Consider the following 24,641-nt stretch of genomic DNA (forward strand, 5'->3'; position numbering starts at 1 on the left):
GCACAACACAGCGTGCAGTGCCCCGCGCGCAGCATCGGATGCTAGCGTCGTGAGGGCCCCCCTGCCGCAGCACCCTGCCGCACCATGATTGACGACGACAGCCGCTGGATGGACCACGCTCTGCAGCTCGCCCAGCGGGCCGCGGCCGAGGGTGAGGTACCGGTGGGGGCGGTGCTGGTAAAAGACGGCGACATCCTCGGCGAGGGCTGGAACCGGCCGATCGGCCTGCATGACCCCTCCGCCCATGCCGAGATGCTGGCATTGCGGGCCGCCGGCGCACGGATCGGCAACTACCGCCTGCCGGGCACCACCCTCTATGTCACCCTCGAACCCTGCGTGATGTGTGCCGGGCTGATCACCCACGCGCGGGTGCAGCGGCTGGTGTTCGGCGCCGCCGACCCCAAGGCCGGCGCGGTTCACTCGTTGTATGACGTGATCGGCACGCCGCGTCTGAACCATGTGGTGGAGTGGACCGGCGGCGTACGCGAGCCCGAGTGTGCGACGCTGTTGCGGGATTTCTTCCGCGCGCGCCGGGGGCGTTAGCCTTACTGGATGCCACCGTCCAGCAAGGACACCAGTTCGACATGGCCACGCTCGCGGGCGATGTCGGCCGCGGTCTTGCCATCTTCGGTTTTCGCCGAGCGGTCGATGCCGCGGGTGAGCAGCAGACGGCACAGCCCGGAGAAGCCCCGTGCCGCCGCCAGGTGCAGGGCATTCACGCCGCTGCCGCCGACATGATCGACCTCGGCGCCAAATCCCATCAACAACGGCGCCAGCTGTTCCCCGGCAGCACCGGCCAGTGCGGCGTGCATGGGGGTATTCTGCATCGGGTTGTCGCTGATCGAGTCAATCGGCGCACCCAGGCCCACCAACACCAGCACGGCATCACGGCGCCCGAAGAAGGCGGCGAGATGCAGGGGCGTCCAGCCGTCGGCGCTATGACGCCGCAGGGCCTCGGGATCGGCCAGCAGGATCTCGGCGATACGCCGAGCGTCATCGAGGGCAGCGGCTTCGAACAGATCCAGCGGACGCAGCGGTCGCAGCAGCTCGGCGATGTCGTGGGCGCCGTTGTAGAGCGCGAACATCAACGGCGACAGCCCCCCCGGCAAGGGTTCGGTGCCCTGGCCCTCGTCCCGCGCCAGTGCCGCACGCGCGGCGTCGAGGTCACGGCTTTCAATGGCCAGCATCAGGGGGCGAACGTCGCTCATGGGCAGGGGCTCGGGCAAGGAAGCCGCGGAGGCTACCGGGGATGCCGCAATTCCTCAACGGTGGAGTTGACGCCCCGCCCCGGCGTCACGATAATTCGCCCCCCCGGACGGTTAGCTCAGTGGTAGAGCATCGCCTTCACACGGCGGGGGTCACAAGTTCGAGCCTTGTACCGTCCACCAGCTTTTCGTGACTGTCTCGAAAGATGCTTTCGGGACAGTCACGCAGCCGGTCTCCCCCCAATCTCCGCTGTCCAACTTTTGCAGACGCGCCTGTTCACCTGCGTGCGGCTGCCTCCGTGCCTGCGTGTTGCTCGAAAGACCGTCTTGGCGCGGCGAGCACCCGTGCGCTGGCATGCCGACCGGGGCGGCCACCTGAAACCGGCTTTGTTGTCGCCTCTGCATCCGTCACACTGGGGCATCAAATCCGTTCATTAGGGGCGCCGTTGGCGTCAGGCCCGGAGATTCCCGTGCGCAACAGCAGTGCCTTTGCCATCAGCCTGATCGTGACCCTGCTCGCGCTGGCGCTTGCCGTGCTGGTGGACGGCGGGACGCAGCGCATCGCCGGCCTCCCGGTGCTCCCGGCACTCGCCCTGTTGGCCTTTGCGGTGCAGTGGCTGGTCTTTGTCCCCTCTTTTCTGCGTCAGACCGAGCACTACTACGATCTGGCCGGATCGCTCACCTACGCCATTGTCATCCTGCTGGCGGCGGGCCTGAGCGCACCCGACGCGCGCGGCTGGGTGATCACCGCGCTGGTGCTGATGTGGTGCGGCCGGCTCGGCAGCTTCCTGTTCGCCCGCGTCAAACGCAGCGGCAAGGATGGCCGCTTCGACGACATCAAACCGCACTGGGGCCGCTTCTTGATGGCCTGGACCTTCCAGGGGCTGTGGGTGTTCATGACGCTGCTGGCAGCGCTCATCGTGATCACCGGGCCGGCCGCCGCGGGCTGGGATGTATGGGCCACGCTGGGCCTGGCGGTCTGGGTCGCGGGCTTTGCCATCGAGGTGATCGCCGACCGTCAGAAGGCCGCCTTCCGGGCGAACCCCGCCAATCGGGGGCAGTTCATTCGTCAGGGTCTCTGGGCATGGTCGCGCCACCCGAACTACTTCGGCGAGATCGTGCTCTGGACCGGCATCGCGCTGATGGCAACGCCGGCGATGGCGGGTTGGCAGTGGCTGGGATGGGCATCGCCGCTGTTCGTCTTCTGGTTGCTGAACAAAGTCAGCGGCATTCCGATGCTGGAGCAACGCGCGGACGAGACCTGGGGTGGCGACCCGGACTATGAAGCCTACAAGGCCGCTACCCCGGTGCTGTTTCCGCGTCCGCCGCGGGTCTGATCGATGATCGAATCCATCCTCGCCTGGGCCGGCGAGCATCGCGAGCAGGCGATCTGGCTGGTGCCGCTGCTGGCCTTCATGGAGACCTGCGTCGGCATCGGATTGTTCGTCCCCAGCCTGATGCTGGTCGTCGTGACGTCGGTGTTCTACGCCAACGACTGGGCCAACCTGTGGCTGATGGCGGGCATGGCGCTGGCGGGTTCGTCACTCGGCGACCACGTCGGCTACTACGCCGGTCGCGCTGTCGGCCACCGGGTGCAGGGCTGGCGCATCATCCGCCGCAATCCGACGCGCTGGGAACGGACCGAGGCCATGGTGCGCCGCTTCGGTCCCTGGGCCATTTTCATCGGCCGCTTCCTCCCGGCCATCCGCAGCCTGGTGCCGGCCATGATGGGGGTGACCCAATTCGACCGCACCCGCTACACCCTGCTCGACATCGCCGCCTGCAGCCTGTGGGCCTTGGGGCTGGTCGCCATCGTGCAGGGCGCGCATCAGCTCTTCCTGCCCTAAGCCACTCGCGATGACATGCCTTCCCCTGTCATTGCGAGCCTGCATTGCAGGCGCGGCAATCTCGTCCGGGCGGCAGTGCCTTGATCAGGAGATCGCCACGCCGCTTCGCGGCTCGCGATGACAGGTGGGGGCGGTTCGAGGTGACATGCCTTCCCCTGTCATTGCGAGCCTGCACTGCAGGCGCGGCAATCTCGCCCGGGCGGCAGTGCCTTGACCAGGAGATCGCCGCGCCGCTTCGCGGCTCGCGATGACAGGTGGGGAAGGCTCGCGATGACAGGTGGGGAAGGCTCGCGATGACATGCCTTCCCCTGTCATTGCGAGCCTGCATTGCAGGCGTGGCAATCTCGCCCGGACGGCAGTGCCTTCGATCAGGAGATCGCCGCGCCGCTTCGCGGCTCGCGATGACAGGTGGGGGCGGTTCGAGGTGACATGCCTTCCCCTGTCATTGCGAGCCTGCACTGCAGGCGCGGCAATCTCGCCCGGGGCGGCGGTGCCTTCGATCAGGAGATCGCCGCGCCGCTTCGCGGCTCGCGATGACAGGTGGGGGCGATTCGAGGTGACATGCCTTCCCCTGTCATTGCGAGCCTGCATTGCAGGCGTGGCAATCTCGCCCGGGCGGCGGTGCCTTGATCAGGAGATCGCCGCGCCGCTTCGCGGCTCGCGATGACAGGTGGGGGCGGCTCGCGATGACAGGTGGGAGCAGTTCGAGCTGCCATGCCTTCCCCTGTCATTGCGAGCCTGCATTGCAGGCGCGGCAATCTCGCCCGGGCGGCAGTGCCTTCGATCAGGAGATCGCCGCGCCGCTTCGCGGCTCGCGATGGCAGGTGGGGGAAGCTCGCGATGACACCGCACAGCCCGCATGGCAGGAGCAGCCCGTATGATCGACACTTCCTCTCGCGCTTGCGGCCGTTTCCATGTTCTCGCTCCGATTCCCGTGCCTTGTAGCCCTTTCCGCACTGCTGGTCGGACTGACGGCGGGCTGCAGTGACGACGCTGCCGTTCCGCCGCCGGACGGCATTGCACTGGGTGGGCGGATCAGCGGGCTCAACGATGCCGGGCTGGTGCTGGCGCGTGGGGCCGAACGCCTTGCGATCGCACCTGGCCAGACCAAGTTCAGCGCTACCCCGCTGCCCCCGGGCACGCTCTACCAGATCACCGTGTCACAACAGCCCGAAGGCCAGCGCTGCAGCATCTTCCGGGGCAGCGGGCGAATCCCGGAGACAGCCACCGTCACCGACATCCGCATCGTCTGTGCAAGCTGCCGCGACGGTCTGCCCCCGGTCCACGAAGTGCCGATGGTGCGCGCCGAGACCTCCGGAGGTCGCCTGTATCTGGCTGACGTCTGCGACGAGCGCCTGCAGCTGCGCGGCGTCAACGATCAGTTCATTGAACGCTATGGGCCGGCGTTCGACCTGTTCACCGACGACAACCTGATGGCGGTGACCGGCGGCCAACGCCGGGCCGGCGCCAATGCCATTCGCATCGTCTGGTATCCGGACGGTGGGCCCCGCGATCCGGATGCTGACGGTGATCGGATCGGCGATGTGTTCGGCGGCTCGGTTGCGGCGCTGGACCGCCGCATTCAGTCGGTGGTGGATCACGGCATGGTGCCGATCCTCGACATTCACGACTACACCGGCGCCGACCTGACCGGCGCCGACGATGACACCGACGACCCATCCGACCCGCTCAACCGCACCGTGCGCTGGCTGTTGCGCGAAGACGTGCGTGCGCTGCTCGACCGCCATGCCGCCTACCTGCTGCTCAACCTGCTGAACGAGGCCGGCACCTGCTACCTGCAGACACCCGAGGACAGCGATCCCTTTTTCAACAACTGCACCGAGGCCGAGCGCTTCCGCTTCCGCGATGCCTACCGCGATGCGCTGTCGCAGTTGCGGGCCGCGGGCCTGCGCCTGCCGGTCATCATCGATGCCCCGGATTTCGGGCAGAGCCTGGAAGTACTGCGGCGGGTTGGCCCGGCGCTGATGGCCGGCGACGACATCGACGCCGACACCGCCGGGGCGCAGCCCAACCTGATGTTCAGCGCGCATCCCTACTGGTATCGCTATCCGCCCGGCCTGGTCGACGGCAGCGACGGCTTCGATGCCGCTGAACTGCGAGCCCACCGCGACGAGTTGCGCTGCGCCGTCGGGCTGCCCCGGGAGGGCGGCCTGCCCTGCGGCTTCGCCGCCAATCTGGCACTGCTGCTCGGTGAGGTGGCAAGCACCCAGGACGGCGCCGAGGGCGAGAGCCTGCCGCTGCCCTACCGCAATATTCTCGAGACCGCGGTCGACCTCGACCTCGACTACCTGTTCTGGACCTGGTTCAACGATTTTGACGCGGACCGCACCTTGACCCGGGTGGTGCAGTCACCGGCGGGCGACTGCCTGCCGGTGACACCGCCAGAGCGCAACAACTGCGGCCTGTTCCGCGATGGCCTGCCCGATTTCGACGGCACCGACCTGACCGCCTTCGGACGCGATGCCGTGTTCGGCTTGCCCGACGACGCCCTCCCCGGCGCCCCCGCGGCGGACTACCGCATGGCCACCGCGCCGCGCAGCTTCAGCATGATCGCGCGGGATCGCTATCAGCTCGACACCGTGCCCTGACATCCGGGGCCGCACCCGGGCCAAGGCGGAATAAACGCCCCCTGAAATCAGGAAAATCAGCCCATCGACGCGCGCGCGTCGGTGGGCTGTGGTGAGATCGCCGGAACGGCCGCCACGAGCCGCTCCGGAGGAACTCCATGTCGTTGTCCCCAACCCGCCTGCCCCTGGCGGTCCTGTTGCTGTCGTCGGCGCTCTGCGCCTGTAGCGCGGGCACCGGACTGACACCCCCCGGCGCTGATCAGCGCGCGACCGACAATCCCTTTGCCACCGCCGCCGCGGCCGATGCGGCACCGCGCTATCGGCTGGCGAATGGCTGTTACCGGCTGATCACGGCTGAGGGACGGGGTCACGTCAGCGCCTTCGATGACGGTTCGCTGGCCGTGATCGGCAGCGATGCGCCCGCGGCGACGCCGTTCTTCATGAAGCCGACCGGCCTCGGGCACTACGTCATCTATGGGCCGCAGGGCCGCTATCTGACGCTGGCAGCATCCGCCGAGGACCTCGCCACCGGGTTGGAAGGGCTGGTGTCACAACTGGGCTTCACGGCATCCGGTGTCGGCGATCTGCTGGAACTCACCCCCAGCGTCGCCCCGGCGGCTGATCTGGTGAATGCACTCGGCGATGTGGTGAGCGGCCTGGGCGGCAGCCTGGCGGCGGTGCTGACCGCGGGTGACCGCAGCCTGGTAATGCAGACGACGCCGGTCGATGGCTCGGAGTGGACCGTGCTCGAAAGCGCGCAGGACGGTGTGTTCCGGGTCGAGAATCGACTTACGGGCGACCCCCTGTTGCCACACACCGGCGGCAGCGGCTTCCGCTTCATAGGCACCAGCGGCTGCCAGCCGTATCCCGAGGCAGCCCTCAACGCCACGGGCACGCCCTTCGCCGGCACCCGACCCGACGGCACGGTGTTCGGGTATGCGGAAACCCACATGCACCTGGGCGGCACCGAGATGTTCGGCGGCAAGCTGGGCTACGGCCGGCCTTTCCACAAGTTCGGCATTCCCCATGCACTGGGAGACTGTGCCGTTCACCATGGCCCCGGCGGCGTCCTCGGCGCGCTGGATACCGCGGTCGACCCCGAGCAGGGGCTACCCCCACATCAAACCGAAGGCTGGCCCCACTATCCCGACTGGCCCAGCTGGGGCAGCCAGATTCACCATCAGACCTACTATCGCTGGCTGGAGCGCGCGTGGATGGGTGGCCTGCGACTGATGGTGAACCACCTGGTCTCCAACGAGGGCCTGTGTCTGATCTGGCCGGTGAAGGGCACGGACTGCAACGAGATGGAGAACATCGAGCTGCAGCGCCAACTCACCCTCGACCTGCAGGACTACATCGATGCGCAGGCCGGCGGCCCGGGCAAGGGCTTTTTCCGCATCGTCTATTCGCCGTTCGAAGCACGTCAGGCCATCGAGGCCGGGCAGATGGCGGTGGTGCTCGGCACCGAAAACGAGAAGATCTTCAACTGCGGCGAATTTCTCGACCAGCCTGACTGCAGCGTGGCCGACATTGACCGCGAACTGGCACGCTGGTGGGACCGTGGCATCCGCGCGATCTTTCCCATCCATCTGGTGGACAACGCCTTCGGTGGTGCGCGGCTGACTGATGACCCCTTCCTGTTCCAGCTCTACAACCTGGCGAATACGGTGGACACCGGACACCCCTATGCCGGCGTGCCCTGCGAGGGGCCCGACAGCCTGGCGCCGGGCGAGGCCATGACCCAGTCCGCCGGCATTTTCGACACCGTGCTACGGCTGCTCAACCCTCCGTTACCCCCCGTCACCGGCTGCCGCCGCAACGCCCGCGGCCTGACACCGCTGGGGGAATACTTCATCCACAAGCTGATCGACCGCGGGGTGATGATCGAGACCGATCACACCGGCGTGCTGGCCCGCAACCGTATCTTCGACCTGGCCGAGGCGCGCGGCGTGCCGGTGTTTTCCGGCCATACCGGGACGATCTCGATCGCCGACAAGGACAGCGACCGCATCCTGCAGACCGGCGGCATCATTTCCAACCTGCCGGACGATCCGTCGCCGGACACAGTGGCGTTCATTCAGGATCTGGAGGCGCTGTACCAGGCGACCTTCGGCCACACCCGGGGGCTGTCGACCGGCCTGGGTTCCGACATCAACGGCATCCACAACCAGGCGCCGCCGCGGGCGGATGCCTCCGAGCGTCCGCTGCAGTATCCGTTTCGGTCATGGGACGGCCAGGTGACCTTCGACCGCCAGACCACCGGCGAACGGGTGTTCGACCTCAACACCGACGGGGTTGCCCACTACGGCCTCTATCCGGACTACATCGCCGACATGCAGATGCAGCCCGGCGGCGAGCAGGCGCTGCGGTACCTGTTCCGCTCGGCGGAAGGCTATCTGCAGGCCTGGGAACGGGTCTGGGCCGCCGCGCAGCCGTAGGCGGCGATGATCAGGCGATCTGCCGAAGCCAGTCCTGCAGGTTGTAGTAGTTGCTGACCCGCGCGATGCGGCCATCGCGCAGTTCGAAGAAGGCGCCGCCCGGCAAGGTGTAGGTCTGCCCGCTGGCCTCGGGCAGGCCCTCGTCGGTTTGCAGGTAGGTGCCGGTGACGGTGTACTCGGCGGCGGCCCGGTTGCGGTCCTCGCCGAACAGCAGGGTGATGTCGACGATCTGCTCGCGGTAGCAGCGGGTCATCCGCCGCATGAAGGCCGCGAAGGCGTCACGGCCCTGCTCGCGATGGCTCTGGTTGAGATCGTGGACGACGTCGTCCGTGAGCAGCGACAGAAAGGTGGGCCAGTCTTCGCGGTTGAAGGCGGCGTAGTAGGTTTCCAGCAGTTTTCGATGGGCTTCGAGCACGGGTTCGGCAGGATTCGGATGGGGACGAAACTGTAGTACAGACGCCGCCACGTCGCGCCGACAGGGCATCCGGCCCTATCATTCGCACTCCGGCCGCCTGCGGCCCCGCGAGATCGATCCGTGCAGCGCAAGCGCTACTTCACCCTGTCCTTTTCCTGCCCCGACGGCATCGGCATCGTCGCCCGGGTCACCGGATTTTTCCGTGACCACGGCGGCTGGATCCTGCGGTCGAGCCAGCATGCCGACGAGGACAGCCTGCGCTACTTCATGCGGATGGAGGTGCTGGCGGAGTCACTACCCTTCGATCTTGACGAGCTGCGCAGCCGTTTCACGCCGGTGGCGGAAGAATTCGACATGGACTGGCGCATCGATGACAGCGCGGTCAAGAAGCGGGTGGTGGTGCTGGTATCACGGCAGGAGCACTGTTTGTACGACCTGCTGGAACGCTGGAAGAGCAAGGAACTCGATATCGAGATTCCCCGCGTGATCTCCAACCACCAGAGTTCGCGCGGATTGGTGGAGTGGCACGGCATTCCGTACCACTATGTGCCGGTCAATGCCGACAACCGCGAGCAGGCCTTCGCCGAGATCGACCGGCTGTTCGTGGATTGCGGCGGCGACACCATGGTGCTGGCGCGCTACATGCAGATCCTCACGCCCGAGCTGTGCCGCCGCTACCCCGGCCGCATCCTCAACATCCACCACAGCTTCCTGCCCAGCTTTGTCGGTGCCCGCCCCTACGAACAGGCCTACAACCGGGGCGTGAAACACATCGGTGCCACCTGCCACTACGTCACCGAAGACCTGGATCAGGGCCCGATCATCGAGCAGGACGTCAACCGCATCGGCCACGGCGATTCGGTGAGCGATCTGGTGCGTTTCGGCAAGGACATCGAGAAGGCGGTGCTGGCGCGGGGCCTGCGATATCACCTCGAAGGTCGGGTGCTGATCAATGGCAACCGCACGGTGGTGTTCCGCTAGCCCCGCAAGCCCCCGTGCCCCGGGCGGTGGTCGATACGCCGCTGCGCCTAGACGCCCTGTCGTACCGACACCGACGCGCCGTTGCCATTGCTCGCTGCCCCGGCCCGATGCGTCTGCGACGACGACGGGCGCGCCTGGCGACCGAGCTGGCCGCGCAGGTCTTCAAGCAGGGCCTGCTGTGCAGCCAGCTGCTCGCTGAGCTTGCGGATATCACGATCGAGCTGGGCCATCAGCCGCGTTGGCGCTGCCGACGTACCGGCATGGCCGTAGCGGGCGCGCCAGTAGTAGTAGGTTTGCCGCGAGATGTTCATGCGCTGACAGGCCTGGGCAATCGAGCACTCGCGGCCTTCATCGATGTCGCGCAGAAACGCCATGATTTGCCGTGGCGTGTAGCGCGATTTGACGCGGGCGTCGGTGTCGCTGGCGACGTCGCGCCGTAGCGAATTACGTGTCATGCCTCAGTCCTCCTGCGGTTCGGTGGCCGCCAGACTGCTGCTGGCCTCGGCATCTGTATCGGCAGACTGCGGGTCGGCATCACCGGTGTCGGGCCGGGCCCAACCGACGGCCTGCGGCGACGCCAGCCGGGTCCAGGTCTGGCTGCGGCCCAGCAGGGCAAAGCCGACGAATCCGCGCACTTCCAGGGTGTTGCCGTCGTCACTCAACTCAGCCTTGCACTGGTAGGTCTTGCCGTCCTCCGGGTTATAGATGGTGGCGCCCTTCCACTCGCCTTCGCCTGCAGGCTTGAAGCCCTCGATCAGCTTGAGTCCCTCGATCGGTCGCTTGCGCAGAATCTCGGTCGGGTTGAGGACATCGGTCTTGACCTTGCCGACCAGTTCAGGCGGCACCACCTCGCCAGTGACCGATACCTCGCCCTCGACAAACCGGGGGTACTTCAGCTGAAGCACGCGGCCGTCGAAGGTCTTGCCGTCGGGGTAGATTTCGATGATTGCACTCTTGTGCGGATCCTCGGTCTCCTTCAGCCAGTAGCCGACGATGGATGGCGCGGCCACAGCCGTGCCGGAGATCAGGGCTGCAAGTACCCCACCCAGTAGCGCGATAGTCGTTTTATGGTTCATGGTCGCCTCCGTGGCGATGCGTCAAAGGATCAGCCCTCACGGGCCAAAATGCTCCAGAGGCCTGCCAGCGCACCGCTGCCGTCATCGCCCTTGATACTGGAGAAGATTTTCAGCGCTTCCTGCTTCATGCCTGCCATGTAGTAGGCATGCCCCAGTCGCAGTCGCGCCTCGTTGGGCTGCACCAGCCCGCCCTTTTCAATGCCCCGGTTCATCAGGGCGATCCCCCGCTGATACTCGCCATACCCGACCAGGTTGTAGCCGGTGTTGACGAGGGCATCTCCGCTGTCGGCCTGCGCCGCCAGTGCCTCCCCTTCCGCCAGCGTGGCGCGATCTTCCGCGACCTTGCGATCCACCAGCTCTCGCAGTCGCTCCTGCCGCTCCTTGCCGACATCATCGTCGCGGCCGAGCACGCCACGCACGTAGCCACTCTGCAGCATCCGCTGGGCATCGCCGGGGTACCCGGCCTGTAGCGCCAATTGCACGGCTTCCATGTAATCGCTGGGTTCCAACAGGGTGCCGGTCTGTTCCCGCAGACGATAGACATCCAGGGTGTAGCGGTCGGAGAAGTCGCTGCGCTGTTCGGTTCGAATGATCAGGTCCAGCCAGGTGGTGTCGGCCGGGAAGTAGGTCACCATCAAGCGCAGTGCAGCGAGATAGCCATCCAGATCTCCGTTTTTAATGGCGCTGCTGGCGAGCACCTGCAACTCCTGTTCACTTGGCTGAGTGCCGGCATCGATCTTGCGCTGGACCTGCCGCCCCATGATCGTGGCGGCCTCGTCATACCGCTTGGCCAGATAGAGTGCCTGCGGCTCGATTTCCAATGCCTCAGGGTCGGTGCCACCGGCCTCGCGGTAGCGGGCCACCGCGCGGACTGCCGTGTCGTAGTCACGTGCACTGAAGGCCATGCGGACCATCGCGGCCAGAATCGGCAGCTGCTGCTCGGTTGGCATGAAGCTGGAGTCCAGCACGATGTTGAAGGCCTTGTAGGCCAACGGCACGTTGCCGGCACTGGCTGCAGCACTGCCGCGCAGATGATTGATGATGTAGAGCTCGTAGGGGGTCAGCGGATCGCCCTGCACCTGTTCGGCCTGATCGATCAACGCCAGGGCCTCGCTGAAACGACGGTCGTTGATGGCATTCCGCGCGTCCTTCAAGATCTCGCCCAACGCCGGACGCACGGCCGGTACATAAGGGGGCGGGCGGTTGCCGCCGATGGTGTTGGCCTGCGCCGGCGGCGGGGTCGCGAAGCATGCGGCAACCACCAGGGCAAGCAGCGCAACGAGGCGTGTGGGGGTGTGAGTCGACATCATGTCCGGTCTCCTACAGGTAGTCCTCGCTGCCGACCACGCCGATCGAGGTGATGCCCAGACGTTGGGCTGCGGCCAGAACCCCGGCGACATGCTTGTACTCCACCAGCCGGTTGGGGCGGATGTGCAGCTCTGCCTGCAGCGGGTTCTGGGCTTCATTCCACAGGCGCCGCTCAAGCGCTTCGCGCGAGTCCAGCGCGACGCCGTTCCACAGCACGGTGCCATCGAAGTCGACTTCGATGTTGACGATGGGCGGCAGGTCCTTGGGCGGCGGCGCGTCGACCACGGGCATGTCCAGTTTCACCGCATGGGTCTGGATCGGGATGGTGACGATCAGCATGATCAGCAACACCAGCATCACGTCGATCAACGGGGTGGTGTTGATGTCGACCAGCACGTCGTCGTCGGAGTGGGCGGGACCCGCCCGCATGCTCATGCCCATCTCAGGTCCTCTGTGGCGGTTCGGTGAGAAAGCCGACCTTGCGAATGCCGGCCCGCTGGCAGGCCACCACCACGTTGCCGACGGCGTAGTAGCGCACGTTCATGTCACCGCGGATGTGGATCTCCGGTTGCGGCACCTGCACCGCCGCCCGCTTCAACAGTGTGAGCAGTGCGGCGGCGTTGGCGACCTTGCGGTCGTTCCAGTAGACGGCGCCGTCACGGTCCACTGCCACCACGATGTTCTGCGGCGTGGTCTCGGTCGGTACGTTGCGCTCTTCGGGCAACGCCACCGGCACGGTGTCGGTGACCACCGGGATGGTGATGAGAAAGATGATCAGCAGCACCAGCATCACATCGACCAGCGGCGTGGTGTTGATCACCGAGATCACTTCATCGTCGTCGGCACAGGACCCCAGGCTCAGACTCATGACGCCCGCCCCCCGGTGGCCACGGCGTCCGGCCGCTTGAGGTCACCCACCCGGCCACCCGACAGCAACACGGCGTGCAGGTCGGTGGCAAAGGCGCGAACCTTTTCCATCGCCATCTTGTTGCGCCGGACCAGCCAGTTGTAGCCCATCACCGCCGGCACCGCGACGAACAGTCCGAGTGCGGTCATGATCAACGCCTCGCCCACCGGCCCGGCCACCTTGTCGATGGAGGCCTGGCCGGAAATGCCGATGGCCGTCAGCGCGTGATAGATCCCCCACACGGTGCCGAACAGGCCGACGAAGGGCGCGGTCGACCCCACCGTCGCCAGTACCGCCAGGCCGCTTTGCATGCGCAGGCCGATCTCGTCGGTGGCGCGGGTCACGGTCATGCTGACCCACTCATGGAGATCGATGCGTTCCACCATGGTGCCGCCGTGATGCTGACTGGCACTCATGCCGCGGTCGGCGAGGTACCAGAAAGGCGAACCGGGCTTGAGCTGGGTGAGGCCTTCTTCGAGACTGGCGCTGGACCAGAAAACTTCGGTGGCTTTGCGGCTCTGACGGAACAGCTTCTCCTGCTCGATGAGCTTCACGAAGAGGATGTACCAGGTCGCCAATGACATGACCAACAGCACGATGAAGGTACTTTTCGACACCATATCGCCCTGCGTCCAGGCCGCCTTGATGCCGTAGGGATTGTCCACTTGCTCGGTACGCGGTGTCAGCTCACCGAAGGCGGCAGCGGGTATCGAATCGTTGTCGAGCAGTATCGGCGTGGCGGTCGGGGTCATGTCGATGGCCGCTGCAGACGGCGTCGGCAACACAATGGGCTGGGCATCCGCCGGTACCTGGGCCGCGGCCCATGGCACCACCGCCAAACCGGTGATCAATGCCAACACCTGCAGCCCGGGCCATGCCGCGCCACCGTCCATCTGCCTCATCAGGATCTCCTCGCACTGCTTCATATCGTTCTAATGTCGTTCTATTGCTACCACGTTATCAGCACCTCTACGCCTGCCGCGCCAGCGTTCCCGCCTGCTCCTTATCAGCGGGGAATCTTCCATGTGTAGAGCAGATTGGCCCAACTCTCTTCGACCCGTCCATCCACCGTCCCGGGAATGAACCGGCACCGACTCAGGGCCCGTCTCGCCGCTTCGTCCAGCCGCGGAAACCCGCTGGACTCCTGAATTTTTGACTCTTTCACCCGACCGTCTACACCGATCAGGAACGCCAGCATCACTGTGCCGCGTTCGCTCAACCGCAGGGACAACGCCGGGTACTCCGGTTCCGGGCAGTTACGCCGCGCGTTGATCACCGGTGTTGTCCGTTTCGGAACCCGCTGTACCACCACGCGTTCCTTCGGCGTCACCGCCTTGATGGCAGTACTCGGTGGCGGCGGCGCCTGCACCACAACCTCGGGTGGTGGAATGAACGCGGCTGGCGGGATGTCGATGGTGGGCGGTGGCGGCGGTGGCGGTGGCTCCATCTCGTGGGTCTGGATCTCCTCGACGATCTTGGTCTGTATCGGCGCCGGCATGACCTCGATGGTGCGGTGTGCCAAACCGATCACCAGCAGATACAGCACGGCGAGATGCAGCACGACGACAAAGCTGATCCCCATCAAGCGCCGCCGGGTGTCGGGCTGCGTGCCGAATTCCATCCGTGGTCTCGATCTAGTGTTCAGGGATCTGCTGGGGGGACACCTGGCGCTCCGCTGTCGTGCGTATCAACGGTTGCTCTACTTAAGACGCATGAGCGGAGGTTTCCCGCACATGTTTGTCAGGATTTTGTCGCTTGTCACTAATTTATCTCACAATTTCCTGACGGCCGTCGAACGGCCGAGATCTGGCGGCCGTCAGGCCACGCCGCCCGGCCGATCAGCCTTGAAGGCGCGAGGCTTGAGGGACCGCCGCAGTCGGAACACCCCTTCGCGCACTACCCGCGTCAAGACGATGTCGACCAGGGTCGTTTCGTTCGGGCGCAGGTATGGCAACACATTGCCGCTGTACGGCGGCAGCGTCGCAGGGCAGTAGGTTACGGCATCGTCGGGATGTCGCGGGCTCAGGGTCAGACCATAGGGCCCGAAGGGGGCCAGCGCCGGCCGAATCAATGTACCACCGGTATCAACCACCGGCCCCGCGCCTGCCAGTACCGCATGGTTGAGGTAGAACGTGAGCACGCCACTGCCGCACCGATTGGCCTGGCGGTCGACCAGAAAGCCGCGCGGCATGCGATCAGCACCCCGGGTCCCGGGCCGGGTGAGCAACACGTCGATGTCATCAACCACCGCACCGTGGTCGTCGCGGATGCGCAACATCAACTGGGCACACGGGTCGTGGATATGGTGGCGGTCCGGCAACACGGGTACCCGCTCCACTTCAAGGCGATTGGCTTCGGCCTGATGCCGGGCGTTCTCGGCATCAAACGCCCGCGTGAGCGCGGCGTAGCTGCGCGCATCACGGACCCGTAGACAGCGCATGACGGCATCTACGGTGGGGTGGTCGCCGCGAGCGGCAACGCTGCCCATGATGCCGATGCGCGTTCCGCTGTGCGCCAGGCCCGGCAGGATCTTGAACGCGGTCGGTGCGGCGCGAGTGGTCGAGACCATCGACAGCGTTTGCAGCCGCTGACGCGCAGCCGCCATCGAGATGCCGGATGGCACCGGCGGCTGACGGATCACCAGGTGGCTGGCGTTGAGATTGGCAGCGGCCAACCGCACCACGCCATCGGAGCCGGTTTCCCCGGTGTAGGGATTGACGTGATCGTAGAGCTTGCGGTCGATGGCATCGCCACAGAGCACGAAGGACCAGGGCGCCTGCGCCCGGGCATCGAGCTGGTGGATGTGGTCGTGATTGCGCCGCCATGCTTCGGCGCTGCCGAGCTCCAGCCAGTCGAGCACGCGCTGGCCCGGCTCGACCCCGGCGAAGGCGGCCTTCAGGCGCCCCACCCGCGCCTTGCCGAGCTGCGCCAGTGCCGAGCCGAAGTTTGCAGGTGCCAGCATCACCAGATGACTGATCGGACAGCGGGCAGTGTCGGTTTCCGTCTGACGGCGCGCCAGCCATTCGCGAACCACCGGGCCGCCGGTGGAATGGGTGATGCAGACAGCGCGTTGGCGGCCGGACGCTTTCAGCACCGCCCGCAGCGCAGCATCGAAGGCATGGGCGATGTCCTCGACCCGCACTTCATCGCGAAAACTGATGTATTCACCCAGGTACAGGTGGGCAACGTCGATCGGCAGCCCGTCGGCCTCGGCTGCCTGCTGCAGCCGGGCCGGCAGGCCGCCATAGGTTCGGGTGTGCTGCACGCTCCAGCCATGCACGAAGACCACCAGCGGCTGGGTCATCTGAGATCCTCTCGAATGCGGCCGAAGCCCTACCCTGCCACAGGCATTGGCCCGTGACCACGCCGAACCGTGAAATTTGACAATTTTTTCCTAGACAACACTGTCTCACACCTATACAACGGGTGAGCAACATGGTCACAGCATGGATGCAGGGAGGCCGCTATTTCGGGAACCTACGACAGTGCGTTAGTCGTGCTCTCCATCCTGGTGGGGGTGGTGGCGTCCTATGCTGCGCTCGACCTGGCGCGCCGGGTCGGCGCCGCTACCGGCCTCGCCGCCCGGCTATGGGGTCTGGGGGGTGCAGCGGTGATGGGTGCCGGCATCTGGGCCATGCACTTCATCGGCATGCTCGCCTTCGTGCTGCCGATCCGCATGGCCTACGACCTCGGCCTGACGCTGCTCTCCCTGCTGGTGGCAATTGCCGCCTCCGGCACCGCGCTGATGGTGGCGGGCAGCGCCCGAGCCGGGCCCTGGATGCTGCGCGGCGGCGGCCTGATGATGGGTGTGGGCATCTGTGCCATGCATTACATCGGCATGGCCGCGATGCGCATGTCACCACCGATTCAGTACGACCCGATGCGGGTCGCACTGTCGCTGCTGATCGCTATTGGCGCCGCCTATGCCGCGCTCTGGCTCGCCTTCGCCTTGCGCAACATGGCGTCCGAGCAGCAGCTGACCAACCGGCTACTGGGTGCCGTGGTGATGGGTTTTGCCATCAGCGGCATGCACTACACCGGCATGGCGGCAGCCGACTTCGCGCCGGGTGCCTATTGCGCCGTGCCGGGCGAACATGAGATCGACAACCAACTGCTCGGCTATGGCATCGGCATCCTCATGCTATGCCTGCTGGCGGTGGTCCTGTTGATCTCGTCGCTGGAGTCGCGCATCGCGCAACGCACCGGCCGCACCCTTCACATGCTGCGCAAGAGCAATCACCTTCTGCGCCGAGAGATGCGCGCGCGCGAACGCCTGCAGCGGATGTATGCGGTGCTGTCGGCCACCACCACGCTGATCATGCAGAGCCGAACCCGCGACGCTCTGCTGCAGGGCAGCTGCCGCATCGCCACCGATACCGGCGGCTTTGCGCTCGCCTGGATCGGCCTGCTACGCGATGGCAGTGTGCGCCCCGATGCCGTGGCCGGGCGGGTGCAGGCGACCCTGCCCACCTTGCGCTTCTCGATGGCGGCGGACGGACCCAACCATGACGGCCCCACCGCCCGCGCCCTGCGCAGCGGCCAGCCGGTCGTCTGCAATGACGTGAGGAACGAAGCCGGGCTGTCTGCCTGGCAGGACTGGTTCGCCGAGCATGACCTGCATGCCTACGCCGCGCTGCCCCTGGTGGTGGCGGGCCAGGTGCAGGGCTGCATGGGCTTGTTCGCCGCCACGCGCGACAGCATTGGCGATGACGAGCTCAAGCTGCTGGTGGACATGGTCGGCAACCTGTCGCACGCGCTGGCCGCACTCAGCCGCGATGCCCGGCTGAGCTTCCTGTCGGAGCACGATTCGCTCACCGGTCTGCCCAACCGCAACCACTTCCGGCGACATCTCGACGAACGGCTCGCCCGCGACCCCGGCCGGCCACCGCCAGCCGCGTTGGTGGTGATGGACCTGCGGCTCTTCAACCGGGTCAATGCGGCGCTGGGCCGTACCGGTGGCGACCAACTGCTTCGCGAGGTCGCACGACGGCTCACTGCCCTCGTCGACAACGACGCGTCGAGGATCTCGCGCGATGCCGCCGACCGCTTCCTGCTGACCGTGGACAAGGCGCCCGATGAAGAAGCCCTGACTCTCTTCACCAACAGCTTCGATATCGCTCTCGACAACCCGCTGCGTATCGGGCATCAGGACATCCACATCGACTTCCGCCTCGGCATCGCCCGCTACCCGGCGGATGGAGACACCGCAGACGCGCTCATTCACTGCGCCGAAACCGCCCTGCAGGCGGCCCGCCAGCGCCAGGAACGGGCGGTGTTGCACACCCCGGCGCTGGCCCAGGCCAGTGGCGTCCAGAACCAGATCATCCAGCTGCTGCCCGAAGCACTCAACCGTGGCGAGCTACGGCTGCACTACCAGCCCAAGATGGACTGCGGGACCGGCGCCGTGTGCGGCGCCGAGGCGCTGCTGCGGTGGCAGCATCCCAGCCTTGGCATGGTGCCGCCGTCTGCCTTCGTCACCGTGCTGGAGGACAGCGGCCAGATCGTCCCGGTGGGCGCCTGGGCCATGACCCAGGCCCTACGGGACCACAACCGCTGGCGGGTCGAGGGGCTGGCATCGCCACGGGTGGCCGTGAACGTGTCAGCGGTGCAACTTCGACAGGCCCGCTTTGTCGACGACGTCCGCAATGCCATTGCCTACCTGCCCCCCGAGCTGCATGGGCTGGATATCGAGGTCACCGAGTCGGTGGTCATGTCCGACCCTGAGGGCGCGGCCAGCAAACTGCGCGCGCTGCAAGCCATGGGCATGAGCATTGCCATCGACGACTTCGGCACCGGCTATTCGTCCCTCGCCAAGCTGACTCGACTACCGGTGAACGCACTGAAAATTGATCGCTCCTTCATCGTCGACCTGGACCGCAGCGGCAAGGCCGCCGACATGGTGGCGGCGATCATCGGCCTTGCCCATGGGCTGGGCCTGAAGGTGATCGCCGAGGGGGTCGAAACCCCTGAGCAACTGACGCTGCTGAGGCAACTGAACTGCGACCAGATCCAGGGCTTCCTGTTCAGCCCCGGGCTGCCCGCCGACGATTTCAGCGCGCTGCTGGCAAGTGGCCGCCTGCTGCCGGTAGGATGAGCGCATGAGCACCGCCAACAACACGCACAGCAAGGTCATCGGCTATCTGCTGTGGATCATCGGCTTCATGGGCGCCCACCGGTTCTACTACGGGCGGCAGGTCACCGGCACCATCTGGTTCTTCACCCTCGGCGTGTTCTTCATCGGCTGGATCGTCGACCTGTTCCTGATCCCGTCGATGGACCGCGAGGCCGACACCCGCTACACCGCCGGTGCCACCGACTACTCCGTCGCCTGGCTGTTGTTGGGCTTTCTCGGCATCTTCGGCGTCCACCGCTTCTACCAGGGCAAATGGATCACCGGTCTGCTCTACCTGTTCACCGGCGGCCTGTTCCTGATCGGCTGGCTGTATGACCTGCTGACCCTCAACGGACAGATCGACGCCCTCAATCGCGGCGCCTGACCGCGCCCGCCCGGCTCGCCACCCGTCGCACCGACGTCCGGCTGCGGGTCACAAGCCAGCTCATCACGGATACCGCGCCGATGGCACTCACGGCCACGCTGCATACCTTCACCCTGCAGATCGCCGACATGGACCGCAATGTCTTCGCCGATGTTGAACTGCGGGTCGCCCGGCAACCCTCGGAAACCCCCGAGTTCATGCTGGTGCGGATTCTGGCCTATGCCCTGGAGTACGAAGACGGCATCGCACTGACGGAAGGGGTGGCCGCCGTCGACCAGCCCGCCGTCTGGGTGCGTGACCTCACCGGCCGTATCACCGCCTGGATCGAGGTGGGCGCCCCCGACCCCGAGCGTCTGCACCGCGGCAGCAAACAGGCCGACCGTTGCGCCCTCTACACCCACCGGGACCCTGCACCACTGCTCGCCCACTACGCCGGCCACAAGATCCATCGCGCCGCCGAGCTGCCGGTCTACGCCTTCGCCCGCGGCTTCCTCAACGATGCCGCGCCACGCCTCACCCGACGCTCCGCCCTCGCCATCTCGGTGACCGAACGTACGCTATATCTGGATATTGACGGGCATTCGATGAGTAGTGGGATCGAGGCGCACGCGCTGGGGTAGGCGCAGCAACAGAACACGCGCGCCCGGTGAGGTGGTCAGTTCAGCAACGCCGCCGCCAACACCCCACACCCCGCCAGCTCGAACAGATACGTCAAGCCCGCCGAAATCTGACGCAGCCGGAGCTGCGAGGCCAGCATGCTGTAGGCGTGCCCCAGCTTGACGGCGAGAAAGCCGAACACCAACACCGCCAGCACCGTCCCCTGCACGCCCGCCTGCACCAGGGCCAGCAGCAGCAGCCCGAACGGCAACGCGTGTTCCAGCGTGTTCATGTGCGCCCGGTTGGCAATCTTCAGGTCGCGATGCTCGTGACCGTTGGCAATGCGTTCCTTGATGCGAATGCGGGAGACGTTCATCGCCAGCAAGGTCAACGTCAGGACCACCACAAACGCGTAGATCTGGAAGTACAGCATGGATTCCTCCTCGAACTGTGGGGCCTGGGAATATGGGCCTGCAGGCAGCGAGCATGGCAGGCCTGTACAGCGGGCACAAAAAAGGCGCCCCGCAGGGCGCCTTCAATGGTGCGATGCCGAGGGTGGGTCGGCGCAGTGCCGGCCCACCCTCGCAATGCTTACCGCGTGCCCTTGTCGCGCAGGGCGTTGGGAGTGAAGTCCGACGGGTTGCGCTTGATCGGCTGATACACCGTCTGCTCATCGTTGCGGATGGACAGGGCGATGTAACGACCCGACTGCAGGTCGTGCTTCACTTCCAGACCGGGCGCGACAAACGGGACGTTGTAGTAGCCGTAGGAATGCAGCTCGTCGACGCGCCACAACTGGTCACGATTGTCGTACTTGTCCTGGACGTGGATGATCCAGCTGTCCTCATCGAGGTAGAAGGTCCGGCGCTTGTAGAGATGCGAGGTGCCTTCCTTGAGGTTGGCCTCGACCACCCACACGCGATGCAGCTCGTAGCGCGCATGGTCGCCGTTGACATGCCCTGCCTGCAGCACGTCGCTGATTTCCAGCGAAGGGCCGTTGATCTTGTAGGCGTTGTAGGGGATGTACAGCTCCTGCTTGCCGACGAGCTTCCAGTCGTACCGATCGGTGGACCCGTTGTACATGAAGAAGTCATCGTTGGTCCGCAGACCGTCGGCGGCGGTACCCGGGTTGTCGTAGGCCACACTCGGCGCCAGGCGCACGCGGCGCTGACCCGGGTTGTAGGTCCACGCCTTGCGCGGTTCCCGCACCTGGTCGGCGAAGTCATGCACCAGCAGGATGGAGCCCGCCAGACGCGCCGGTTCCTTGACGATCTGCAGGAAGTAGAACAGCAGGTTCGGCGTGCGCTCTTCCGGCGTTTTGCTCTGGTTGCCGTAGACGAAGTCGTACTCGTAGTCGAACTTGACCAGGTTGTACGAGCCGTTGGCGGTCACCGGTGCCTGGGCCCACGAGGTGGCGTAGGTGTCCCCCTTGTAGATGGTCAGGTGGTTCCAGATCGTCTCCAACCCCGACTGCGGGATCGGGAACGGCACGCCGCCGGTGGTGCCGGTGAAGCCGTTGCCGCCATCCACCAAATTGACGGCCGTGGCGTTCGCCTTGGTTTCGTCGTAGACGCCCTGTGGGTACGCCGCACTACGGTGGGTGGGATAGACCTTCATCTTCCAGTCCGGGTAGCGCTTCAGCAACGCCACCTGGCCCGGCGACAGGTTGGCCTTGTACTTCTCCATGTTGGTGCTGTCGATGGTGAACAACGGCTTGTCGCCGGCATAGGGGTCAGGGTAATGACCGCCTTCGGAGAAGCCCGCCGGCACCGTGGTATTGCCGCCTGTCCATGCGGGGATGGTGCCAGCCGCGTTGGCGGCCTTCTCGGCCCCCATCGGTGTCAGCGTGGTGCCCAACTGCTGCGCCTGTTCGGGCGAAACAGCGGCCATGGCCACAGACGACACCGCGGCTGCAAAAAGCCCTGCGGTGAGATGTTTGAAATTCATGAGATAGCCTCCGTTCGGTACAGATCAGAACGCGTAGGAAATGTTGACCGCGAGGAAGTCGCGATCCTTGTTCGGGTTGGCGCTGATGGCATAGCTGGGGTCCTGGCTGGCAGCACCCGGAGCCTGCACGCCCGGTGCCAGTACGGTTCCCGGTGGCACCGCGTCGGTGCCCGAGAAGGTACGACCGCCGGTGAACACGGTGTAGGCGATGTCCGCCTGCCAGCGCTGCAGGTAGTTGAAGCCGATGCCGACGCCGATGGCCTTGTTGCCTTCGGTGAAGTTGGGGCCGACGCCGTTGACGTCATGCACCCAGGCCAACCGCGGCGACACGCCGACCGGACCGAGCAGGTTCTCGTAGTCCAGACGGGTCACCGCGCGATAGCCCCAGGAGCCCCGCGTGGCATAGCCCTCGTCATGACACGCACCGCCCGAGGCGGCCGCCAGAACCGGTGCAATGTTCTGACACGAGGGCAGCGGCGTGCCGGGTCCGGCATAGGCCTTGCCGTCTTCCAGATCGAGGTGGTTGTAGCCCGCCTCACCCAGCAACACGAACTGCTGTGCACCGAACATCGGGCCGAAGGCCTTGGTGCCGGTGAACTGGACCTGATGCGCATTCACCGCATCCCAGCCCCGGGTGTAGCCGGCGCCCACCGGCAGCACGCCATAGCCGCCGTAGTTCGGGTTGCCGAGCACTGCCAGCAGGACTTCCGTCGCAGCAATCTGCACTGGCAGATTGGGACGGTAGGTGTACTCTCCCTGCAGCGCCACACCGAACGGAACACTGGTGTTGAAGCTCAGGCCGTAGGTGTTGATGCCCTCGGGATACTCGACGAAATAGCGGGTATCGCCGTTGAGCGTAAAGCCGGCCGGGGCCGGTGGCGGCGCATAGGCACTGGCACCGCTGGTGCTGCCGGGGATGCCGGCGGCACCGCCCCGGATACCCGACACCAAGGGCACGCGGCTGTGGTAGCGCAGGTAGTACAACCCGAACTCGGTGTAGTTGAGGTTCTCGGCGAAGTAGCGCAGGGCAATACCGTACTGCTGCTTCTCGTCTTCCACCTCCCGGTCCGGATCACGGTCGACCCAGAGCTGGGCTTCACCGGAGGTTCCGATACCGGTCGGCGGCTGGTTGTCGTCAAAGCGACGGCCGAAGCCGGTGAAGGCCTTGGTCGAGTCATCCGATGCCACGTCCGAGGTCGAGAAGTAGGAGCGCCGTGGGTCAATCTCGATCTCGTCGAAATTGAGCATCCACAGGGCTTCCACCGACAGGTTGTCGGTGATGCTGGTCGACAGCGTCAGGGCGGTGATCGGCAGCAGTGCTTCTTTCAGCTCGGCGCCAGGTGCCCGCAGACGGGACACGTCAATCGGGTTGATGACGTTGAGGCCGTTCTGGATGAAGGTGCTCTCGCCCCAGCTCACCACCTGCTTGCCGATTCGCACATTGAGGGCGCGGCCGCCGAGGTCGAAGCGACCATAGGCGAAGAGGTCGAGCAGCTGCGAGTCGGACTTCAGACGGTCATTGGCCTGTGGGCCGAGCGCCTGCGGACCGGTGCGATCGTCGTTGGAAATCTCGAAGTCGTAGAAGTAGCTGTAGCGGGCGAAGACCCCGAAATCGCGCCACTTGAGTTCGAGGTCCTGGGTGGCCTTGGCCACGGCGCTGACCACGTCACCCTTCTCGTAGCGGAGATTGCCGTCATCGTCGTTCACCGAGCGGGAGGTCCCGCCATTGGTGATACCGATCAGCTCGGCGCTGGGGTCCTGCATGCGCCAGATGGCGCCGGCCGAGACCGTGGTGTCGAGCTGAACGTCCAGCTCGCCGATCTGGAAATTGTAGGCACTGGCATACCAGGGAATGGCGAGCATCGCGCTGCCGACCCCCGTATGAAGTACGCCCTTGATGAGCTTTCGCATCGTGCAGTCTCCTCTGCTGTGATCATGGCCGCCGTACCGATCGGTCTCGACGGATGAAGCGGTAAAACCGCCCGCTGGAGGCGGACACAGCTCTCCCTCACCGGCCGCTTGCGAAACGCGCCGTGTGACTGAAAGGACAGAAGGGTTCTCCTCCATCTGTGTCTCTCCAATCGGGTTTCCCGACCCTTGGGCTGCTCATGACAGCCCTTACTCGTTGTGGGGCCATTGTGAACCAAAAACCCGTCGCTGGGGGATGGCACAATAACCGTTCGTCCGCTGCCCGCATCATGCCGTCGGAATCCCGTGCTGATGCGGGTTTCCGCTCTACTACTTTGGTCGTATATGGCGTCCTCCGACCTTGCCGTCCGCCTCGACAAGTGGCTCTGGGCCGCGCGCTTCTACCGTACCCGCAGTCTCGCCAAGGCCGCCATCGAGAGCGGCCATGTCCGCGTCGATGGCGACCGCAGCAAGGTGGCCCGCGAGGTCAGGCCCGGCATGCTGATCCAGGTGCGCCAGGGCTGGGACGAGAAGGAAGTGGCAGTGGTGGCGCTGTCGGATGTCCGCCGCGGGGCGCCGGAAGCCCAGGCGCTGTATGCCGAGACCGAGGCCAGCCTGGCCCGACGTGAACGCGAGCGGCTGGCCCGCCAGGCCGAGCCGCGGCCGGAACCGGCAGGCCGCCCCAACAAGAAGATGCGGCGGCTGATCAAGCGCTTCAAGCAGGACTTCTTGAGTGACTTGTAAAGCGGAGTGATGAGTTCTGAGTTCTGAGTTCTGAGTTCTGAGTGCCGAGTAGCGGCAACGGCAATGCCGACGGCGTGGCCGGTCGTCAGTGCCAACCTGTACCGCCTTCATCTGTCATTGCGAGCCCGCGAAGCGGGCGCGGCAACCTCATCCGGTTGGCAGTGCCCGCGATGACGAGATCGC

General features: G+C 65.7%; 23 protein-coding genes and 1 tRNA gene. 11 read left to right on the top strand and 13 right to left on the bottom strand.

What is annotated here, in order from left to right; all coding sequences use genetic code 11:
* Nucleotides 1-84: 84 nt before the first annotated feature.
* Nucleotides 85-543, top strand: a complete 459-nt coding sequence (tadA, locus tag JN531_RS00180; protein ID WP_228346841.1) for a tRNA adenosine(34) deaminase TadA — start codon at nt 85-87, stop codon at nt 541-543.
* Nucleotides 544-545: 2 nt separating this feature from the next.
* Here tadA and JN531_RS00185 read toward each other — a convergent pair whose 3' ends face one another.
* Nucleotides 546-1,208, bottom strand: a complete 663-nt coding sequence (locus JN531_RS00185; RefSeq protein WP_228346842.1) for an ankyrin repeat domain-containing protein — start codon at nt 1,206-1,208, stop codon at nt 546-548.
* Between the two features lie 105 nt (nt 1,209-1,313).
* On the opposite strand from JN531_RS00185, the gene JN531_RS00190 reads away from it, so the two are divergent.
* The 5 genes from JN531_RS00190 to JN531_RS00210 all read left to right on the top strand — a co-directional run bounded on the left by JN531_RS00190 (nt 1,314) and on the right by JN531_RS00210 (nt 8,078).
* Nucleotides 1,314-1,388 (top strand) — tRNA-Val (locus tag JN531_RS00190).
* 287 nt (nt 1,389-1,675) lie between these two features.
* A complete protein-coding gene (locus tag JN531_RS00195; protein ID WP_228346843.1) occupies nt 1,676-2,542 on the top strand; it encodes a DUF1295 domain-containing protein in 867 nt (288 codons plus the stop codon).
* Nucleotides 2,543-2,545: 3 nt separating this feature from the next.
* Complete coding sequence (locus JN531_RS00200) at nt 2,546-3,052, top strand: DedA family protein (RefSeq protein ID WP_228346844.1); 507 nt, start codon at nt 2,546-2,548, stop codon at nt 3,050-3,052.
* Nucleotides 3,053-3,966: 914 nt separating this feature from the next.
* Complete coding sequence (locus JN531_RS00205; RefSeq protein WP_228346845.1) at nt 3,967-5,661, top strand: cellulase family glycosylhydrolase; 1,695 nt, start codon at nt 3,967-3,969, stop codon at nt 5,659-5,661.
* 137 nt (nt 5,662-5,798) lie between these two features.
* Nucleotides 5,799-8,078 (top strand): amidohydrolase family protein, encoded by a 2,280-nt coding sequence (locus JN531_RS00210; RefSeq protein WP_228346846.1) that lies wholly within the window; start codon nt 5,799-5,801, stop codon nt 8,076-8,078.
* Nucleotides 8,079-8,088: 10 nt separating this feature from the next.
* On the opposite strand, the gene JN531_RS00215 is transcribed toward JN531_RS00210, so the two are convergent.
* The gene (locus JN531_RS00215) at nt 8,089-8,493 is read right to left on the bottom strand and encodes a ketosteroid isomerase-related protein (protein ID WP_228346847.1); all 405 of its coding nucleotides are present in this window, start codon (nt 8,491-8,493) and stop codon (nt 8,089-8,091) included.
* Nucleotides 8,494-8,613: 120 nt separating this feature from the next.
* On the opposite strand from JN531_RS00215, the gene purU reads away from it, so the two are divergent.
* Nucleotides 8,614-9,474 carry a formyltetrahydrofolate deformylase gene (purU, locus tag JN531_RS00220; protein ID WP_228346848.1) on the top strand — a complete coding sequence of 287 codons (861 nt, stop codon included), beginning with the start codon at nt 8,614-8,616 and terminating at the stop codon, nt 9,472-9,474.
* 47 nt (nt 9,475-9,521) lie between these two features.
* Here the strand turns inward: purU and JN531_RS00225 are convergent, their stop codons facing one another.
* From JN531_RS00225 to JN531_RS00260, 8 genes are all read right to left on the bottom strand, one after another.
* Complete coding sequence (locus JN531_RS00225; RefSeq protein ID WP_228346849.1) at nt 9,522-9,929, bottom strand: transposase; 408 nt, start codon at nt 9,927-9,929, stop codon at nt 9,522-9,524.
* 3 nt (nt 9,930-9,932) lie between these two features.
* Nucleotides 9,933-10,550, bottom strand: a complete 618-nt coding sequence (locus tag JN531_RS00230) for a DUF2147 domain-containing protein (RefSeq protein ID WP_228346850.1) — start codon at nt 10,548-10,550, stop codon at nt 9,933-9,935.
* 29 nt (nt 10,551-10,579) lie between these two features.
* The gene (locus JN531_RS00235; RefSeq protein WP_228346851.1) at nt 10,580-11,860 is read right to left on the bottom strand and encodes a hypothetical protein; all 1,281 of its coding nucleotides are present in this window, start codon (nt 11,858-11,860) and stop codon (nt 10,580-10,582) included.
* A gap of 10 nt (nt 11,861-11,870) precedes the next feature.
* The gene (locus tag JN531_RS00240) at nt 11,871-12,299 is read right to left on the bottom strand and encodes an ExbD/TolR family protein (RefSeq protein WP_366522388.1); all 429 of its coding nucleotides are present in this window, start codon (nt 12,297-12,299) and stop codon (nt 11,871-11,873) included.
* Between the two features lies 1 nt (nt 12,300).
* Nucleotides 12,301-12,726 carry an ExbD/TolR family protein gene (locus JN531_RS00245; protein WP_228346853.1) on the bottom strand — a complete coding sequence of 142 codons (426 nt, stop codon included), beginning with the start codon at nt 12,724-12,726 and terminating at the stop codon, nt 12,301-12,303.
* Nucleotides 12,723-13,667 (bottom strand): MotA/TolQ/ExbB proton channel family protein, encoded by a 945-nt coding sequence (locus tag JN531_RS17380; RefSeq protein WP_436233299.1) that lies wholly within the window; start codon nt 13,665-13,667, stop codon nt 12,723-12,725. Before JN531_RS17380 ends, JN531_RS00245 begins: the two co-directional genes overlap by 4 nt.
* A 104-nt stretch (nt 13,668-13,771) precedes the next feature.
* Nucleotides 13,772-14,386, bottom strand: a complete 615-nt coding sequence (locus tag JN531_RS00255) for an energy transducer TonB (RefSeq protein ID WP_228346854.1) — start codon at nt 14,384-14,386, stop codon at nt 13,772-13,774.
* Between the two features lie 195 nt (nt 14,387-14,581).
* Nucleotides 14,582-16,069 (bottom strand): esterase/lipase family protein, encoded by a 1,488-nt coding sequence (locus tag JN531_RS00260; RefSeq protein WP_228346855.1) that lies wholly within the window; start codon nt 16,067-16,069, stop codon nt 14,582-14,584.
* Between the two features lie 192 nt (nt 16,070-16,261).
* Here JN531_RS00260 and JN531_RS00265 point away from each other — a divergent pair, with 192 nt between their 5' ends.
* The 3 genes from JN531_RS00265 to JN531_RS00275 all read left to right on the top strand — a co-directional run bounded on the left by JN531_RS00265 (nt 16,262) and on the right by JN531_RS00275 (nt 19,882).
* Nucleotides 16,262-18,859, top strand: coding sequence for an EAL domain-containing protein (locus tag JN531_RS00265; protein ID WP_228346856.1), 2,598 nt, complete (start codon nt 16,262-16,264; stop codon nt 18,857-18,859).
* A gap of 4 nt (nt 18,860-18,863) precedes the next feature.
* On the top strand, nt 18,864-19,262 hold the full coding sequence (locus tag JN531_RS00270) for a TM2 domain-containing protein (protein WP_228346857.1): 399 nt from the start codon (nt 18,864-18,866) through the stop codon (nt 19,260-19,262).
* Between the two features lie 80 nt (nt 19,263-19,342).
* Nucleotides 19,343-19,882: a YaeQ family protein gene (locus JN531_RS00275; protein WP_228346858.1), complete on the top strand. Its 540-nt coding sequence runs from the start codon at nt 19,343-19,345 to the stop codon at nt 19,880-19,882.
* Nucleotides 19,883-19,917: 35 nt separating this feature from the next.
* Here JN531_RS00275 and JN531_RS00280 read toward each other — a convergent pair whose 3' ends face one another.
* From JN531_RS00280 to JN531_RS00290, 3 genes are all read right to left on the bottom strand, one after another.
* Entirely contained in the window at nt 19,918-20,292 is a 375-nt protein-coding gene (locus JN531_RS00280) for an MAPEG family protein (RefSeq protein WP_228346859.1), read from the bottom strand.
* A gap of 158 nt (nt 20,293-20,450) precedes the next feature.
* Complete coding sequence (locus tag JN531_RS00285) at nt 20,451-21,806, bottom strand: DUF1329 domain-containing protein (protein WP_228346860.1); 1,356 nt, start codon at nt 21,804-21,806, stop codon at nt 20,451-20,453.
* Nucleotides 21,807-21,830: 24 nt separating this feature from the next.
* A complete protein-coding gene (locus tag JN531_RS00290) occupies nt 21,831-23,717 on the bottom strand; it encodes a DUF1302 domain-containing protein (RefSeq protein WP_228346861.1) in 1,887 nt (628 codons plus the stop codon).
* A 342-nt stretch (nt 23,718-24,059) separates the two neighbouring features.
* Between JN531_RS00290 and JN531_RS00295 the strand changes: the two genes are divergently transcribed.
* Entirely contained in the window at nt 24,060-24,458 is a 399-nt protein-coding gene (locus JN531_RS00295; RefSeq protein ID WP_228346862.1) for an RNA-binding S4 domain-containing protein, read from the top strand.
* The last annotated feature ends 183 nt before the right edge of the window (nt 24,459-24,641 follow it).

It is taken from the genome of Flagellatimonas centrodinii, assembly GCF_016918765.2.
In the GTDB taxonomy this organism is placed as follows: Bacteria; Pseudomonadota; Gammaproteobacteria; order Nevskiales; family Nevskiaceae; genus Polycyclovorans; species Polycyclovorans centrodinii.